Source organism: Curtobacterium sp. PhB130, assembly GCF_003755165.1.
In the GTDB taxonomy this organism is placed as follows: Bacteria; Actinomycetota; Actinomycetes; order Actinomycetales; family Microbacteriaceae; genus Curtobacterium.
In genome coordinates this window covers 610,210-625,405 of record NZ_RKII01000006.1, presented here as the reverse complement: position 1 = coordinate 625,405, position 15,196 = coordinate 610,210, and the positions used below count along the sequence as shown (strand labels likewise).

Here is a 15,196-nt window from a genome sequence, read left to right as displayed (position 1 = left end):
GACGTCACGAGACCGGTCGCGTCTGACCCGGTCCGGAGGCTCGGGGTAGCGTCCGGCACATGACCCGCGCCGTCCTCGTGTCCAGCACCACCGCCCCCGCCCTCTCCGACGTCGACGTCCCGGATCCCGGTGAGGGCGAGGCGCTGGTCGACGTCGCGTACTCGAGCCTGAACTACAAGGACGGCCTCGCGCTCGCCGGTGACCCCGGTGTCGCGCGGGTCGACCCGCTGGTCCCCGGCATCGACGTCGTCGGCACCGTCGCGGCGCTCGGACCGGGCGTGCACGACGTCGCGATCGGCGACCGGGTCGTCCTGAACGGCGCCGGTGCCGGCGAGACGCGGCACGGCGGGTGGGCGACCCAGGCGGTCGTGCCGTCGGCGTCCCTGGTCGTGTTGCCCGAGTCGGTGCACGAGGACTTCGCCGCGGCGATCGGGACCGCGGGGTTCACCGCCGCGCTGAGTGTCCTCGCGCTCGCCCGGTTCGTGGCTCCCGGGGACGGCACGGTCCTGGTGACCGGGTCCTCCGGCGGGGTGGGGTCCGTCGCGATCCCGCTGCTCGCCGGACGCGGGTACCGGGTGACCGCGTCCACCGGTCGTCCGGCGAACGGCGAGGCGCTCCGGGCACTCGGCGCGTCCGACGTCGTGGACCGGGCGACCCTGGCGGAGCGGGGCAAGCCGATGCAGAAGGCGACCCTGGCCGGCGCGGTCGACAGTGTCGGCGGGGCGACCCTGGCGAACCTGCTCGCCTCGACGCGCTGGGGCGGCGCGGTCACCGCGTGCGGTCTCGCGCAGGACGTGCAGCTGCACACGACCGTGCTGCCGTTCATCCTCCGCGGGGTGTCACTGCTCGGCATCAACTCCGTGGACGCTCCGGCGGCGCTGCGCCGGGAGGCGTGGGAGGTGCTCGCCGCCGAGCTCGACCCGGCCCTGCTCGCGCCGATCACCCGGACCGTCGGTCTCGAGGAGGCGGTCACCCTCGGGCCTGAGATCGTCGCGGGGCGGGTGCACGGCCGGACGATCGTCGACACCTCGCGCTGACGTTCCACAATACTGTTGTTTCACAAGCGCTTGCATATTGACACGCTAGGTTTGGAGTACCAAACGCACGACTCGTGAGGAGCCCCGGATGCCGGTACCCAAGTCCACCGTCGAGAACTCGCCGCGGAAGCTCCTGCGCGACGTGGTCTACGACAAGATGCTCGCAGCACTCCGCGACGGCACGCTCCAGCACGGCGAGCGCCTCAACGACGACGAGCTCGTGCAGTGGCTCGGTGTCAGTCGCACCCCGATCCGTGAGGCGATCGCGAAGCTCGTCGACATCGGTCTCGTCGAGATGGAGGCGAACCGGTACACCCGCGTCGCGACCCCGACGATCGACGACTGGGTCACCGCCACCCGCGCGATGACCGGGTTCTTCGAGCTCAGCCTGCGCTGGGGCGTCCCCGAGTACAGCGATGCCGACGCCCAGCAGCTCGAGAAGCTCCTCGACCGTGCCGACGGCCTCCGCAAGGTCCGCGACTACGGGTTCAGCGGCGCGCTCACCGACATCATCGAGTTCGCCATCGCGCACTCCGGCAACCCGCTCGTGCAGGTCGCCGCGACCGGTGCCCTGGAACGCGTCCGGTTCACGCTGAACCCGACCCCGCCGTTCGAGCAGTACGAGTCCGAGGCGTTCTTCTCGATCCTCCGCGAGGCGCTCTCCGACCGCGACGGCGAGACGGCGGCCGAGGCCGGCCGTGCCCTGACCCGCAACTTCGAGCAGCACATCGAGACGGTCCGCGCCGCGCGCGGCTGACGATGGCCGACACGTCGTCGAACCGGGACCGACGTCCCGTGTTCGACGACGCGTTCGCGCTGGTGCTCGCAGGCGTCCGGGACGGGACGCTCCGGGACGACACCCCGTACGACGTCCTGGCGCTGTGCGAGCGGTTCGACGTGCGTCCGGCCGTCCTCGGCGGTGCCCTGCAGCGGCTCGCCGACATCGGACTCGCACACGTGACACCGGGGGACGTCGTCCGGTTCACCCGGCTGGACCCCGTCGCCTGGGCGGAGGGGACCCGGCTGCTCGTCGGCCTCGTCGAGGTGTCGATGCGCGCGCTCGTGCCCGTCGCCACGGACGACGACGTCAGGCGGTACGAGGAGCTCGTCGCGGCCGCACGTCGCGCCGCGGCGGAACGCGGCGACGAACTCGACACGACGGTGCTCGCCACGATCGACTTCTGGGCGGAGCGCACGCCGGAGGGTTTCACCGCCCGGCTCCTCGTCCGCACGATGCAGCAGATGCGCTACGGGCTCGCCACCCGGCCGCCGTGGCAGGACCCCGACGACGAGGCGTGGCTCGCGTCGTCGCTGCAGGCCCTCCGGCTCCGCGACACCGGCAGTGCCGAGCGTGCGGCGCACGTGTTCGCCCGGCTGTGGGAGCGCTACCTGACGTCGAGCGCCGCAGTGCTCGGCACCGACCTCCGCCAGACGGCCGGGCACGCCTCCGACGACCTGTACTGGGCGGACTGGCGCCCGGACGCCGACTGGTTCGAGCTGCTGGGGTCGATCCGCGACGAGTCCCTCGTCCGTGGCCAGGAGTACCCGCTGCGAGCGCTCACCGCACGGTTCCGGGTGCCCCTGCAGCGCCTGCTGCCGATGATCCGCCGCCTCGAGGTGATGGGCCTCGTCGAGGCCGGTCCGGACCGCGAGGGCAGCGTGCTCGTCAGCACGCCGACCGTCGACGACTGGGCCGAGACGATCAGCCTGCTGCTCGGGCTGCAGGAGATGTGCGCGAGGAGCAGCATCCCGGTGCTCACCGACGGCGACGTCGACGAGCTCACCGCGCTGATCGCCCGAGCCCGCCGCGAGGCCCGCGTGCGCGACTACGCGTACACGACCACGCTGCTCGAGCTGAACCGCTTCTTCGCCCTCCGCAGCCCGAACCGGGCGATGCGCCAGACCACGACCGTGGTCATCGCCCGGCTGGCCTACATCCTCCCCGAGCCGCCGCCCTTCCGGCAGTGGGCGGTCGAGGACTTCCTCCAGCTCCTCGAGGAGGCCGTGACGTCCCGCGACCCCGACATCGCCTCGGACGCCTGCCACGCGCTCGCAGCCCACTTCGACGCCCACGTCGTCGACGTCCGCACGCGGTACGGCAGCATGGAGTCGTGAACGACGTCCTCATCCAGGCCTCCGGCGTCCGTGTGACCCGGTCCGGCCGTGACCTGCTGCACGACATCGACCTGACCGTCCGCCGCGGGGAGCACTGGGCGCTCCTCGGCCCGAACGGTGCGGGCAAGTCGACGCTGCTCGCCGTGCTCGGCGCCACCGGGCACCCGACCGCCGGTACCGTCGAGGTCCTCGGGCGCCGGCTCGGCCGCGTCGACGTGCGGGAACTCCGGGAGCACATCGGGCACGTCGACCCGCGCCACCGGATGCTCTCCCCGCTGACCGTGCTCGAGACGGTGCTGACCGGGCTCACCGGGACGACGGACCTGATGATGCGGTGGGAACCGACCGCGGCCGAGGTCGCCCGGGCCGAGGAGCACATCGCCGCCGTCGGGCTCGCCGCCCGCCGGGACTCCCGGTGGCCGGTGCTCTCCCAGGGCGAGCGTGGACGTGCCCTCATCGCCCGGGCGCTGATGTCGGAGCCGCAGCTGCTGCTCCTCGACGAGCCGGCGACCGGGCTCGACGTCGCGGCGCGGGAGCACCTCCTCGAGACCGTCGACGCCCTGCGGCACCGTCACCCCGACCTCGGCAGTGTGATGGTGACGCACCACCTCGAGGACCTGCCCGCCTCGACGTCGCACGCGATGCTGCTCCGTGACGGAGCCGCGGTCGCGCAGGGCACCGCGGACGAGGTCATCACGTCGTCCGCGGTCTCGCACGCCTTCGACTTCCCGCTCGCCATCGCGCGGAACGAGGGCCGCTGGCACGCACGCCGGGCGGCGTAGCGGCCCCCTTCCCGATCGAGTGCGCAGCAGTGGCGGCCAGAGGGCCACTCGGACGACAACGACTGCGCACTCGCCGGGCCGACCGGCGGCCGACCAGCGGCTACGCAGTGGCGGCCGCTGCGGCCTTCGCGGCGGCCGGCAGCGCGCCGAGCACCCGGTCCACGGCACGGTCGTCGTGGGCGGCCGTGACGAACCACGCCTCGAAGACGCTCGGCGGCAGCGTGACCCCGGCGTCGAGCATGCTGTGGAAGAACGGCGCGTACCGCCAGGTGTCCTGCGCGCGGACGTCGTCGTAGTTCTTCGGGGCACGCTCGGTGAACGCGAACGAGAACAGGTTCCCGGCGCGCTGCACGGTGTGCGCGACGCCCTCGGCCGACAGCGCCTCGCTCGTCGCCGTGGAGATCACGGACGCGGTCCGGTTGAGCGACTCGTACACGGCGGGCGTCGCGGCGCGGAGCGTGGCGATCCCGGCAGCGACCGCGAGCGGGTTCCCGGAGAGGGTGCCCGCCTGGTACACGGGGCCGAGCGGCGCCAGGAAGTCCATCACCTCGCGCCGACCACCGAGTGCGGCGAGGGGCATGCCGCCGCCGATGACCTTGCCGAACGTGATGAGGTCGGGCTTCCACCCGGCGCCGTCCGGGACGACCTTCGACGCCTCGAGCCCCCACCACCCGGCGGACCCGACGCGGAACCCGGTGAGGACCTCGTCCACGATGAGCAGCGCGCCGTGCGACTGGACGATCTGCGCGAGCGCCCGGTTGAACCCGCGGTCCGGCGCCAGGACGCCCATGTTCGCCGCGGCCGCCTCGACGATGACGCCGGCGATGCGCTCCGAGTGCTCGTCGAAGGCGCGGCGGACCGCGTCGAGGTCGTTGTACGGCAGGACGAGGGTCTGCGCGGCGGTCTCGGCCGTGATGCCCGCACTGCCCGGCATCGCCAGCGTCGCGACGCCCGACCCGGCCTCGGCGAGGAGCGAGTCGGAGTGCCCGTGGTAGTGCCCGGCGAACTTCACGAGGAGGTCCCGGCCGGTGTACCCGCGGGCCAGGCGGATCGCCGTCATCGTCGCCTCGGTGCCGGTCGACACCATCCGGATCTTCTCGATCGGACCGTCGCCGTCGACCGAGACGCGCTGCTTCACGAGTTCGGCGAGCTCGGTCTCGCCCGGGGTGGACGCCCCGAACGACAGTCCACGGGCGGCGGCGTCCTGCACGGCCTGCACCGTCGCCGGGTGCGCGTGCCCGAGGATCGCGGGCCCCCACGACGCGACCATGTCCACGTACTCACGACCCTCGGCGTCGGTGACGTACGCGCCCTTCGCGGACACCAGGAAGCGCGGGGTCCCGCCGACCGAGCCGTAGGCGCGGACCGGCGAGTTCACGCCGCCCGGGATGCTGTTCTTGGCCCGGCTGAAGAGCTGGCCGTTCGTCGTGGTCGATGCTGCGGTGGTCATTCGGGGGCCTTCCCGGTCGAGGCGATGCCGGCGACGCCCGCCGTGCTGCCGGAGGTCCGGAGTCCGGCCTCGTCGTTGAGCTTCCGCGCGATCTCGGTCGCGAAGTAGGTCAGGATCGCGTCGGCCCCGGCGCGCTTGATGCCGACGAGCGACTCCATCGCGGCGGCGTCCCGGTCGATCCACCCGTTCTGCGCGGCCGCGGTGATCATCGCGTACTCGCCGGAGATCTGGTAGGCCCAGACCGGAACGGGCGACGTGGCGGCGGTCTCGGCGAGGACGTCGAGGTAGCTCATCGCCGGCTTCACCATCACGATGTCCGCGCCCTCGTCCACGTCGAGCGCGACCTCGCGGAGGCCCTGGCGTCCGTTCGCTGCGTCGATCTGGTAGGTCCGGCGGTCCCCGACGAGCGAGGAGGAGACGGCTTCACGGAAGGGGCCGTAGAACGCGGAGGCGTACTTCGCCGCGTAGGCGAGCAGTGCCGTGCCGGAGTGACCGGCCGTGTCGAGCGCATCACGGGCGGCGGCGATCTGGCCGTCCATCATCCCGCTCATGCACACGAGCTCGGTGCCCGCCTCGGCCTGCGCGACGGCCATGTCCCGGTAGCGCAGCAGCGTCGCGTCGTTGTCGACGGAGCCGTCGGCGGCGAGCACCCCGCAGTGCCCGTGGTCGGTGAACTCGTCGAGGCACAGGTCGGACTGCACGACGAGGGCGTCGCCGACCTCGTCCTTCGCGACGCGGATCGCGACGTTGAGGATGCCGTCCGGGTCGGTGGCGCCGGATCCGGTCGCGTCCTTCGTCTCGGGGACGCCGAAGAGGTTCACGCCGCCGACCCCTGCTTCGGCCGCGGACACGAGCGCGCGACGGAACGAGTTGAGCGAGTGCTGCTCGACGCCCGGCATGCTCGAGATCGGGACGGCCTCGGTCGCACCCTCGCGGATGAACATCGGCAGCACGAGCTCGGCGGGGTGCAGCCGGGTCTCGGCCACCAGCCGTCGCATCGCGGGGGTGGCTCGGAGTCGGCGGGGGCGGACCTGGGGGAAGCGGCCGGTCACGGGGTGCCTTCCTGTTCGGGGGCGGTTCGGTTCGGGTTCAGGGTGTCGACGACGGCGTCGAGGAGTGCCTCTGCGGAGCGGGACGGGGCGACGACGTGCACGGCCAGGCCGGCGGCACGGGCCTCCGACGCGGTGCCGGGGCCGATGCACGCCACGAGGGTGCCGGGGTCGAGCGGGGTCATCCGACGGGCGATCTCCCGGGCGACGCTGCCGCTCGTCACGAGCACCGCGGCGGGCACCGTGTCGAGGGAGACCGGCTCGTCACCGGTCCCGACCGTACGGTACGCGACCACGTCGTCCACGTCGATGCCCCGGGCACGCAGGCCGGTCGCCAGGGTCGGCGCCGCGATGTCCGCGCGGGGGAACAGGACGGTGCCGTCGGTGTCCGGCATGGCGTCGACGAGCGCTGCCGCCGACGCCTGGTCGGGGACCAGGTCGACAGCCCAGCCCGCAGCACGCGCGGCACGTGCGGTCGGCTCACCGACCACGGCGACCCGAAGAGCGGACGGGAGGCTCGCCACGCGTCCGGCGACCACCGTGACGGCGGTCGCACTGGTCGCCACCAACCACGTGTACCCGGCCGTGCGCCCGGCTGCGCCGACGTCGGGACGCGAGCGGGGCCTCCCGTCCGGGGTGGCGGCGACCAACCGCGCGACCGCACGGTCGAGCGGGACCGGATCGGCCGGGGGCTGCGTCGCGATCAGCGGCACGATCCTCGGGTCCAGTCCGCGTTCCCGTGCGGCCGCGGCGACACGCTCCCCCCAGTCGCCACCGCGGGGGATGACGACGACGGGCCGGTGCGTGTCCGTGACGGGGCCTACTTCACGGAGTCCGCGAGGTCGGCGAGGTCGCCCGCGCCGTTCTCGAGCAGTTCTGCGGCGACGCGGCCACCGACCTCGAGTGCCTCGGCGAGGCGGTCCTGCGCGGAGCCGTCGAGGACCGCGGCGTGGGACGCCGTGCGGTACTCGGAGCCGTCCGGGCGGTAGACCGTGGCGGAGACGAGGAGCATGTCGGCGTCGACGATGGCCGTCGCACCGATGGGCGCGGAGCACCCGGCTTCGAGCCTCGCCAGGACCTCGCGCTCCGACGTCACCGTGAGACGGGTCGCGGCGTGGTCGATCTTCTTCAGGGCGGCGAGGAGGGTGCGGTCGTGCTCGTCCGATCGGATCTCGATCGCGAGCGCACCCTGCCCCGGAGCGCTCGGCCAGAAGCCGAGGTCGAGGAGCTCGGTCGCGGCGTCGAGGCGTTCGATCCGCCCGAGACCGGCGGCCGCGAGCACCACGGCGTCGAGGTCGTCCTCGACGCGGCCGAGCCGGGTGTCGATGTTTCCGCGGATGTCCACGACGTCGAGGTCCGGACGCTTCGCCTTGAGCTGCGCGACGCGGCGGGGGGAACCGGTGCCGACCTTCGCGCCCTCGGGGAGGGTCTCGATCGTGCCGGCGTTCCGGGCGACGAGGACGTCGCGGGCGTCGGCGCGCTTCGGCACCGCGGCGATCGTCAAGCCGGGGTACGGCGCGGTCGGCAGGTCCTTCAGCGAGTGCACGAGCACGTCGACCTCACCCGCGACGAGGGCCTCGCGCAGCGCGGACGCGAAGACGCCCGTGCCGCCGAGCGACGCCAGGGAGGCACGGTTCGTGTCGCCCTCGCTCGTCACGGTGACCAGCTCGACCGGCCGGCCGGACGCCTTCGCGATCCGGTCGGCGACGTCCTGGGACTGCGCGACCGCCAGCCGGCTGGCGCGCGTGCCCAGTCGGATGGGTGCCGGGTCGGTCACGACAGCGGCGCTCACGGTGCCAGACCGGCCGCGGCGGGCTTGAACCCGGCGCGCTCGTTCTCGCAGCAGCCCGGACGGCAGACGTCGTACCAGGGGCCGAGGTCCGTCTCGTGCGGACGCTCCGCGGTGGGCGTTCCGTTGACGCGCTCGAGCACCAGGTCGACGAGGCCGGCGACGTACGCCGGGTCGACGCCGGGCGTCTGCGTGCGGATCGACCAGAAGCCGAGCTCCTGGGCGGTCTCCGTGGCTTCTTCGTCGAGGTCCCACATGACCTCCATGTGGTCGCTCACGAAGCCGAGCGGGACGATGAGCACGGCGCGGGTCGGGCCGCCCTTGAGCTCCTCGTTCATGTAGTCGTTGATGTCGGGCTCGAGCCACGGCATGCTCGGCGGGCCGGAACGCGACTGGTAGACGAGCTTCCAGGCGGGCTTCGACGTGCCCTGCAGGCCCGCGTGCTCGGGCTGCTCGAGCAGCTCCGCCCACGCCTGGTCGAGGACGACCTGCGCGACGGCCTCGTGCTGGGCGGCGTACGCGCCGTCGGGGCCGAACCCACGGAAGTCCGGGCCGGACTTCGCGGCGTCGGACGAGGGGATCGAGTGCGTGGAGAACAGCACCGTGACCTCGGTCGCGACGTCGAGGTCCTGGTTCTCGGCGATGGCCTTCGCGAGTCCGTCACGGACACCGTCCACGAACGGCCGGACGAAGCCCGGGTGGTCGAAGAACTGCCGGACCTTGTCGATCTTCACCGTGTCGATGAGCCCGGTGGAGTCGAGCACCCGGGCGAAGTCCTCGCGGTACTGGCGGCAGCTGGAGAACGAGGAGTACGCGCTCGTCGCGATCGCGATGAGGTTGCCGTAGCCCCGCTCACCGGCTTCCTTCACGACGTCCTCGAGGTACGGGTCCCAGTTCCGGTTGCCCCAGAGCACGGGGAGGTCGAGTCCGCGCGCACGGAGCTCGGTCTCGAGCGCGGCCTTCAGCGCACGGTTCTGGTCGTTGATGGGGCTCACGCCATCGAAGTGCCGGTAGTGGTGCGCCACCTCTTCGAGCCGTTCGTCCGGGATCCCCCGGCCGCGCGTGACGTTGCGGAGGAACGGGATGACGTCGTCCTGGCCCTCGGGGCCGCCGAAGCCGGCGAGCAGGATCGCGTCGTACGCGACCGGCGTCTCGACGTGCTCGGGACCCGTGGCCGCGGCCGGGGTCGCTCCGATGACGAGCTGACCGTTCGTGATGTTGCTGGTGTCGGTCACGACAGCACCTCCGGGAGTTCGGCGGTCGTCACCCGACGACCCGTGAAGAAGGGCACCTCTTCGCGCACGTGCATGCGCGCCTCGGTGTAGCGGAGGTCCCGCATCAGGTCGACGAGGTCCACCAGGTCCGGGCTCTCGAGCGGCAGGATCCACTCGTAGTCGCCGAGCGCGAAGGACGCGATGGTGTTCGTCAGCACACGGCGGTACTTCGCGCCCTGGATGCCGTGGTCGCGGAGCATCTTCGAGCGCTCCTCCTCCGGCAGGAGGTACCACTCGTAGGACCGGACGAACGGGTACACCGTGATCCAGGCCTCGGGGTCCTTGCCGCGGAGGAACGCGGGCGTGTGGCGCTTGTTGAACTCGGCTTCGCGGTGCATCGCCATCGCGTGCCACACCGGTTCGGCGTCCTGGAACAGGCCGGTCCGGCGGATCTCCCGCAGCACCGCCTGGATCGCCTGCGCGTCGTCGCCGTGCAGCCAGATCATGACGTCGGCGTCCGCGCGGAAACCGGACACGTCGTAGAAGCCACGGATGGTGACACCGCGCTCCGCGGCCGACGCGATCACCGCGTCGAGTTCCGTGACGGCGTCGTCACCGGGCCGGTGGATCGGGCCGAGGGGCCGACGGAACACCGCCCACAGCGCGTACGCCGTGAGGAGGTTCGGGTCGACACCGGAGTCCGGGGAGGTCTCGTGGGGGGAAGCGCTGTCGTGCGGCCCGGAGCCGTTGTGCGGAGCGGGCACGGTGGAACTCATGTGGTCCATTGTCCTATCGGTTGCAAGGAACGGTCGCGCCCCTGGACCGCAGTGGACCCCCGATCGGATCTACCGCCGTCGGAGCACCGTCACGACGATACCCCCGACCACCGCCACGCCCGCTGCGAGCCCGGCCAGGTACGGGGGACGCTTCTCGACGACGCCCCGCTTCACCTTCGACGCGGCGATGCCGATCTGCTTCGGGACGTTGAGCTTGTCCTCGATCGCGTCGAGGGTGTCGAAGAGCTGCGCGCGGGTCGCTGCGACCTGGTCGGCGAGCTCGTCGTGCGGGTGCTGGTCGGTCACTGGTCCTCCGTGGGGTGGTGCAGGGGTGTGCGTCGCGGGTGCGTCGACGTCAGAACCGGCCGCCGACGTCCGGGTTGCGGGACGCGTGCTGGGTCTCGGGCGTGGGCTTCTTGCCCATGCCCTTGACCGCGTTGATGTCGTTCTTGACGCTGTCGATCGTGCGCTTCGGCGTGATCGGCAGCCCCTTCTTGAACCGCTTCCAGCCGACGAACCCGAGGATCCCCGCGACGACGAGCATCACGAACGCGAGCACGAGCGCGGCGAGCCACGCCGGCATGATCGTCGCGAGGCCCATCACGGCCGCGGTCAGGAGCACGCCGATCGCGTAGAGCACGATGACGAGCGCCACGAGGAGCAGGGCGGCGGCGATGGCGAAGACCTTGGCCTTGCCGACCAGCTCGGCCTTGAGGAGCGCGATCTCACCCTTGACGAGGTTCTTGACCAGCTGCGGGACGTCCCCGACGAGACCGAACAGCGATCGCGATTTCCGGTCACGGGTGTCGGTCATGAGGCTTGGGCGTCCTTCTTCTGGCCGACCTTGCGCACGACCTTCTTGGTCTGCTCGCCGACGAACTCGGCGACGTCGGGAGTCTTGTCCGCGACGAACTCCTCGACGTTGTGGACGCCCTTCTGGACGCCGTTGCTGTTCCAGATCTTGCCGCTGACGGTCTTGATCTGTTCGTACCGCGCCCGTCCGGCTCGCGATCCCAGGACGTACCCGAGTGCTGCGCCGGCGACGAACAGGAGCCTGCCTCGCATGGTTCCTCCGATTGGTCAGTGTGTGCGGTGGTCATGCGCCGAGCGGAATGTCTCGGCGTTCCACCAACAGTAGCCCTCGGGGGGTCGGCGGTCCGCTCAGGAAGCGAGGAGGTCCCGGACGGCGGATCGCGTCGTCCCGACGATCCCGGCCAGGCCCCGTCCTGTTGACGCCTCGCCTGTCCCGATCACGCCCTCGGCCAGGCCGGCGGGCTCGGTGTCCGGCCCCGACCAGCGGACGCGCGCGGCTCCGACGACCTGCTCCGGTGTGACGTGGACGCCGAGCAGGGCGGTCGCGTCCGCCGTCGCACGGGCGCCCGTCTCGTCACGCGGGTCGACCGGGAGGCTCGTGCCCGGGTCCGCCTCGTCGGCCTGGTCCGCCCGGTAGCTGAGCCGCAGGACGTGGCGACCGTCCGCCGCTTGGGCCAGCCACGGCCACTTCGCGGTCGCGTGTGTCAGGGCCTTCGCGCGGACACCGGAGGCGTCCGGGTGCACGAGGATCCCGGACCCGCGCGGGGCGGCGTCGAGCTCGGGCTGCTCCACGACGAGTGTCACGAGCTCGATCCCGGTTCGCGACGGCGATGCCGCGCGCTCCGGATCGGGGACGGTGGCGACGACGTGGTCCGCGACGAGCCGCTCGACGTCGCCGTCGGGGCCGGCGACCTCGACCGCGGCCCGTTCGATCCGCAGGGCCCTGGTGTGCAGCCGGACGTCGACCCGGTACGTCTCGAGGTCCGCGATCAGCTCGTCGACGATCCGGACGATCCCGCCGCGGATCCCCCGGACCGCGGAGCCGGCGGTCGCACGCTCGCGCAGGGTCACGACGGCCCGCGCGAGGGAGCCGTCCCGGAGCAGTGCCTCACGGAGGCCAGGGGCCACCCGGTCGGGGTCGAGGTCGTCCGGGTGGGTGGAGTGCACGCCGGCGACGACGGGGACCACGAGGTCGTCGAGGACCTTGGCGCCCATCCGCTTCCGGACCAGCTCGCCGAGGCTCGCGGCCCGCGACCCCACGAGCGAGGGCAGCAGGGAGTCCATCTGCGCCCGCAGCCCGCCGGCCTGTCCGACGACGGCGAGCACGTCGGCCGCCATCGGGACGCCGGGGATGCCGAGCAGCCCGGTCGAAGGCATCGGTGCCGTGCGGCCGTCACGGGTCATCAGCCAGGCGCCGCGCGGGTCGGGGTCGACGAGCTCGTTCCCGAGACCGAGCTCGATCGCGAGCGAGGCGACCGCGTCGGTCCTGGTCGCGAACGACTCGGCGGCCATGTCGAGGTCGATCCCCGCGACCGTGTGCCGGCGGATCATCCCGCCGAGCGTGCCGGAGGCCTCGACGAGCACCACGTGCACGCCCGCCTTCGCGAGGTCCCGGGCGGCGAGGAGCCCGGCGACACCGCCCCCGACCACGACCGCGCCCCTCACGCGGCAGCTCCGTCGCCCGCGCCGCTGCCGAGTCCGTGGACGAGTTCGACGACCCGGGTGAGCACGGTCGGGTCGGTCTCCGGCGGCACACCGTGCCCGAGGTTCACCACGTGCGCCCGTGCGGCACCACCGCGGCGGACGACGTCGCGGACGTGCGCCTCGAGGACCTCCCACGGGGCGGCGAGCATCGCCGGGTCGATGTTGCCCTGCACGGTGACACCGGTGCCGACGCGCTCGACGGCCTGGTCGAGCGGCAGGCGCCAGTCCACGCCGACCGCGTCGACCCGGGGTCCGGCGGTGTCGTCGCCGAGGGTGGTCATGTCCCGGAGGACCTCACCGCTGCCGACGCCGAAGTGGATGCGCGGGACGCCGAGGTCGGCGACGTGGGACAGGGCCTGCGCGGAGTGCGGGGCGACGTGCTCGACGTAGTCCGCACGGGACAGCGAACCGACCCAGGAGTCGAAGAGCTGCGCTGCCGACGCCCCGGCGAGCACCTGGGCGCGGAGGAACGTGCCGGACACCTCGGCCGCCCAGCCGAGCAGCCGGGACCACGTCTCGGGGTCGCTGTGCATGAGCGTGCGGGCACGGATGTGGTCCTTCGACGGGCCGCCCTCCACCAGGTACGCGGCGAGCGTGAACGGTGCGCCGGCGAAGCCGATCAGCGGTGTCGAGCCGAGTTCGGCCACGGTGCGGGACACGGCTTCGGAGATCGGGGCGAGCGACGCCGGGTCGAGGTCCTGCAGCGCGTCGACGTCGGCGGACGTGCGGATCGGCGAGCCGAGCACCGGTCCACGACCGGGGACGATCTCGACGTCCACGCCGGCGAGCTTGATCGGCACGACGATGTCGCTGAAGAAGATGCCCGCGTCGACCCCGTGCCGGCGCACCGGCTGCAGCGTGATCTCCGACGCCATCGCCGGGTCGAGGCAGGCGTCGAGCATGGCCGTGCCCACCCGGAGCTCCCGGTACTCGGGCAGCGAACGGCCCGCCTGGCGCATGAACCACACCGGCAGGGTCTCCGGTCGGTCACCCCGGAGGGCCCGGACCAGCGCGGATCCGGCGGTGCGCCCGTCGGCCAGCGGGTGCGAGGACGGGAGGGCGGAGATGGGTGCATCGGTCACCCGTTGATTCTCGCAGCAGCGGCATCGTGAACTGCGCGGTACCATGGAGTACGTGCTCATCTGTCTCACGGCGTCGCATCGCAACGCCAGCTTCGACCTCCTGGAGCGACTGAGCATCGGCGCCCCCGCGGCCGCCTCCCGACTGGTCACCGACTCGGACGTCCTCGACGGTGCCGTGGTGCTCGCGACCTGCAACCGCTTCGAGGCCTACCTGGACATAGCGGGCGACGACAGCGACTCCGCGGTCGCCGCCACGGTCGACGCCGTCGCCGCCGCGAGCGGGCTCGTCGGCACGGACGTCCTCGACTCCGTCTCCGTGCTCGACGGCAAGGACGTGGTCCAGCACCTCTTCGCCGTCTCCAGCGGCCTCGAGTCCGTCGTCATCGGCGAGACCGAGATCTCCGGACAGGTCCGCCGCTCGCTCGAGGACGCCCGCGCCAACGGCACGACCACCTCCGACCTCGAGCGGCTCTTCCAGGAAGCGGCGCACACGTCCCGCGGCGTCAAGACCCGCACCCGCATCGGTGCGGCCGGCCGCTCGCTCGTGCGACTCGGCCTCGAACTCGCGTCGTCCCGGGTGACCGACTGGGCCCGGACGAACGTGCTCCTCGTCGGCACCGGCAGCTACGCCGCCACCACCATCGCCGCCCTCCGCGACCGTGGCGCCCAGCGCATCCAGGTGTACTCGCCGTCCGGCCGCGCACCGTGGTTCGCCGCCAAGCACGACCTCGTCGCCGCGCACGACCTGCACCAGGCGATCCTCTCGAGCGACGTCGTGATCACCTGCACCTCGAGCGAGGTCCCGGTCATCGGTGCGGCCGACCTCGACGACGGCGTCCGCCGGATCGTCATCGACCTCGGGCTCCCGCGGAACGTCGCGGCAGAAGCCGCGGCGGTGCAGGGCGTCGAGCTGCTCGACCTCGAGACCATCAGCATCCACGCTCCCGTGTCCGAGCTGAACGCCGAGTCCGAGGCCCGCGCGATGGTCGACGACGCCGTGTCCCGGTTCCGTGCGCAGGCGCTCGAGCAGTCCACGACGCCGGCGCTCGTGGCCTTCCGGAAGCACGTGTTCGACATCCTCGACGCCGAGATCGAGCGCTCGACCCGGCGCGGCGACGTCACGCCGGAGTCCGCCGAGCAGACGGAACGGGCACTCCGGCACCTGGTCGGCGTCCTGCTGCACCGGCCGTCGGTCCGTGCGCGTGAGCTCGGCCGCGCCGGACGCGGCGAGGAGTTCGTCGGCGCCCTCGACGCCCTGTTCGGCGTCCGCCCCGAGCCCGAGGCGGAACTGGACGTGCCGGCCCCGGTCGTCCCCCTGGCGGAACGCGCCGTCTGCCCGCGCAACGACGACGAGGCGGACGCGAGCTGAGCCTCCCGCCCGTCCT

The 15,196-nt window shown here is 72.6% G+C and carries 16 protein-coding genes; 5 read left to right on the top strand and 11 right to left on the bottom strand.

Annotated features, from left to right (window positions below):
* The first annotated feature begins 59 nt into the window (after positions 1–59).
* From EDF24_RS03165 to EDF24_RS03150, 4 genes are all read left to right on the top strand, one after another.
* Complete coding sequence (locus EDF24_RS03165; RefSeq protein ID WP_123655134.1) at positions 60–1,037, top strand: acryloyl-CoA reductase; 978 nt, start codon at positions 60–62, stop codon at positions 1,035–1,037.
* A gap of 88 nt (positions 1,038–1,125) precedes the next feature.
* A complete protein-coding gene (locus tag EDF24_RS03160; protein ID WP_123655133.1) occupies positions 1,126–1,794 on the top strand; it encodes a GntR family transcriptional regulator in 669 nt (222 codons plus the stop codon).
* A 2-nt stretch (positions 1,795–1,796) separates the two neighbouring features.
* Positions 1,797–3,152, top strand: a complete 1,356-nt coding sequence (locus tag EDF24_RS03155; protein WP_123701072.1) for an FCD domain-containing protein — start codon at positions 1,797–1,799, stop codon at positions 3,150–3,152.
* The gene (locus EDF24_RS03150) at positions 3,149–3,934 is read left to right on the top strand and encodes an ABC transporter ATP-binding protein (RefSeq protein WP_123655131.1); all 786 of its coding nucleotides are present in this window, start codon (positions 3,149–3,151) and stop codon (positions 3,932–3,934) included. Before EDF24_RS03155 ends, EDF24_RS03150 begins: the two co-directional genes overlap by 4 nt.
* 100 nt (positions 3,935–4,034) lie before the next feature.
* Here EDF24_RS03150 and hemL read toward each other — a convergent pair whose 3' ends face one another.
* The 11 genes from hemL to hemE form a co-directional block, all read right to left on the bottom strand.
* Positions 4,035–5,384 (bottom strand): glutamate-1-semialdehyde 2,1-aminomutase, encoded by a 1,350-nt coding sequence (gene hemL, locus EDF24_RS03145; RefSeq protein WP_123701071.1) that lies wholly within the window; start codon positions 5,382–5,384, stop codon positions 4,035–4,037.
* Positions 5,381–6,436, bottom strand: coding sequence for a porphobilinogen synthase (hemB, locus tag EDF24_RS03140; RefSeq protein WP_260233341.1), 1,056 nt, complete (start codon positions 6,434–6,436; stop codon positions 5,381–5,383). The genes hemL and hemB overlap by 4 nt, the downstream gene beginning before the upstream one ends.
* A complete protein-coding gene (locus tag EDF24_RS03135; protein WP_260233363.1) occupies positions 6,433–7,218 on the bottom strand; it encodes a uroporphyrinogen-III synthase in 786 nt (261 codons plus the stop codon). The genes hemB and EDF24_RS03135 overlap by 4 nt, the downstream gene beginning before the upstream one ends.
* Positions 7,219–7,253: 35 nt before the next feature.
* A complete protein-coding gene (gene hemC / locus EDF24_RS03130) occupies positions 7,254–8,225 on the bottom strand; it encodes a hydroxymethylbilane synthase (RefSeq protein WP_123701069.1) in 972 nt (323 codons plus the stop codon).
* Complete coding sequence (locus tag EDF24_RS03125; RefSeq protein ID WP_123701068.1) at positions 8,222–9,457, bottom strand: ferrochelatase; 1,236 nt, start codon at positions 9,455–9,457, stop codon at positions 8,222–8,224. The genes hemC and EDF24_RS03125 overlap by 4 nt, the downstream gene beginning before the upstream one ends.
* On the bottom strand, positions 9,454–10,212 hold the full coding sequence (gene hemQ, locus EDF24_RS03120) for a hydrogen peroxide-dependent heme synthase (RefSeq protein WP_123655126.1): 759 nt from the start codon (positions 10,210–10,212) through the stop codon (positions 9,454–9,456). The genes EDF24_RS03125 and hemQ overlap by 4 nt, the downstream gene beginning before the upstream one ends.
* 69 nt (positions 10,213–10,281) lie before the next feature.
* Positions 10,282–10,518: a DUF3618 domain-containing protein gene (locus EDF24_RS03115; protein ID WP_123701067.1), complete on the bottom strand. Its 237-nt coding sequence runs from the start codon at positions 10,516–10,518 to the stop codon at positions 10,282–10,284.
* A 49-nt stretch (positions 10,519–10,567) separates the two neighbouring features.
* Positions 10,568–11,026 carry a phage holin family protein gene (locus tag EDF24_RS03110; RefSeq protein ID WP_123701066.1) on the bottom strand — a complete coding sequence of 153 codons (459 nt, stop codon included), beginning with the start codon at positions 11,024–11,026 and terminating at the stop codon, positions 10,568–10,570.
* Positions 11,023–11,277: a hypothetical protein gene (locus tag EDF24_RS03105; protein ID WP_123655123.1), complete on the bottom strand. Its 255-nt coding sequence runs from the start codon at positions 11,275–11,277 to the stop codon at positions 11,023–11,025. Before EDF24_RS03105 ends, EDF24_RS03110 begins: the two co-directional genes overlap by 4 nt.
* A 96-nt stretch (positions 11,278–11,373) precedes the next feature.
* Entirely contained in the window at positions 11,374–12,690 is a 1,317-nt protein-coding gene (locus tag EDF24_RS03100) for an NAD(P)/FAD-dependent oxidoreductase (protein ID WP_260233340.1), read from the bottom strand.
* Positions 12,687–13,856 carry a uroporphyrinogen decarboxylase gene (gene hemE, locus EDF24_RS03095; protein WP_123701064.1) on the bottom strand — a complete coding sequence of 390 codons (1,170 nt, stop codon included), beginning with the start codon at positions 13,854–13,856 and terminating at the stop codon, positions 12,687–12,689. The genes EDF24_RS03100 and hemE overlap by 4 nt, the downstream gene beginning before the upstream one ends.
* 7 nt (positions 13,857–13,863) lie before the next feature.
* On the opposite strand from hemE, the gene EDF24_RS03090 reads away from it, so the two are divergent.
* A complete protein-coding gene (locus EDF24_RS03090) occupies positions 13,864–15,180 on the top strand; it encodes a glutamyl-tRNA reductase (RefSeq protein ID WP_123655121.1) in 1,317 nt (438 codons plus the stop codon).
* Positions 15,181–15,196 lie beyond the last annotated feature (16 nt).

Coding starts and splice junctions, on each gene's coding strand:
- hemL (WP_123701071.1), bottom strand. CDS start 5,384: ATGACCACCGCAGCATCGACCACGACGAACGGCCAGCTCTTCAGCCGG.
- EDF24_RS03155 (WP_123701072.1), top strand. CDS start 1,797: ATGGCCGACACGTCGTCGAACCGGGACCGACGTCCCGTGTTCGACGAC.
- hemE (WP_123701064.1), bottom strand. CDS start 13,856: ATGGTACCGCGCAGTTCACGATGCCGCTGCTGCGAGAATCAACGGGTG.
- EDF24_RS03160 (WP_123655133.1), top strand. CDS start 1,126: ATGCCGGTACCCAAGTCCACCGTCGAGAACTCGCCGCGGAAGCTCCTG.
- hemQ (WP_123655126.1), bottom strand. CDS start 10,212: ATGAGTTCCACCGTGCCCGCTCCGCACAACGGCTCCGGGCCGCACGAC.
- EDF24_RS03105 (WP_123655123.1), bottom strand. CDS start 11,277: ATGCGAGGCAGGCTCCTGTTCGTCGCCGGCGCAGCACTCGGGTACGTC.
- EDF24_RS03165 (WP_123655134.1), top strand. CDS start 60: ATGACCCGCGCCGTCCTCGTGTCCAGCACCACCGCCCCCGCCCTCTCC.
- EDF24_RS03110 (WP_123701066.1), bottom strand. CDS start 11,026: ATGACCGACACCCGTGACCGGAAATCGCGATCGCTGTTCGGTCTCGTC.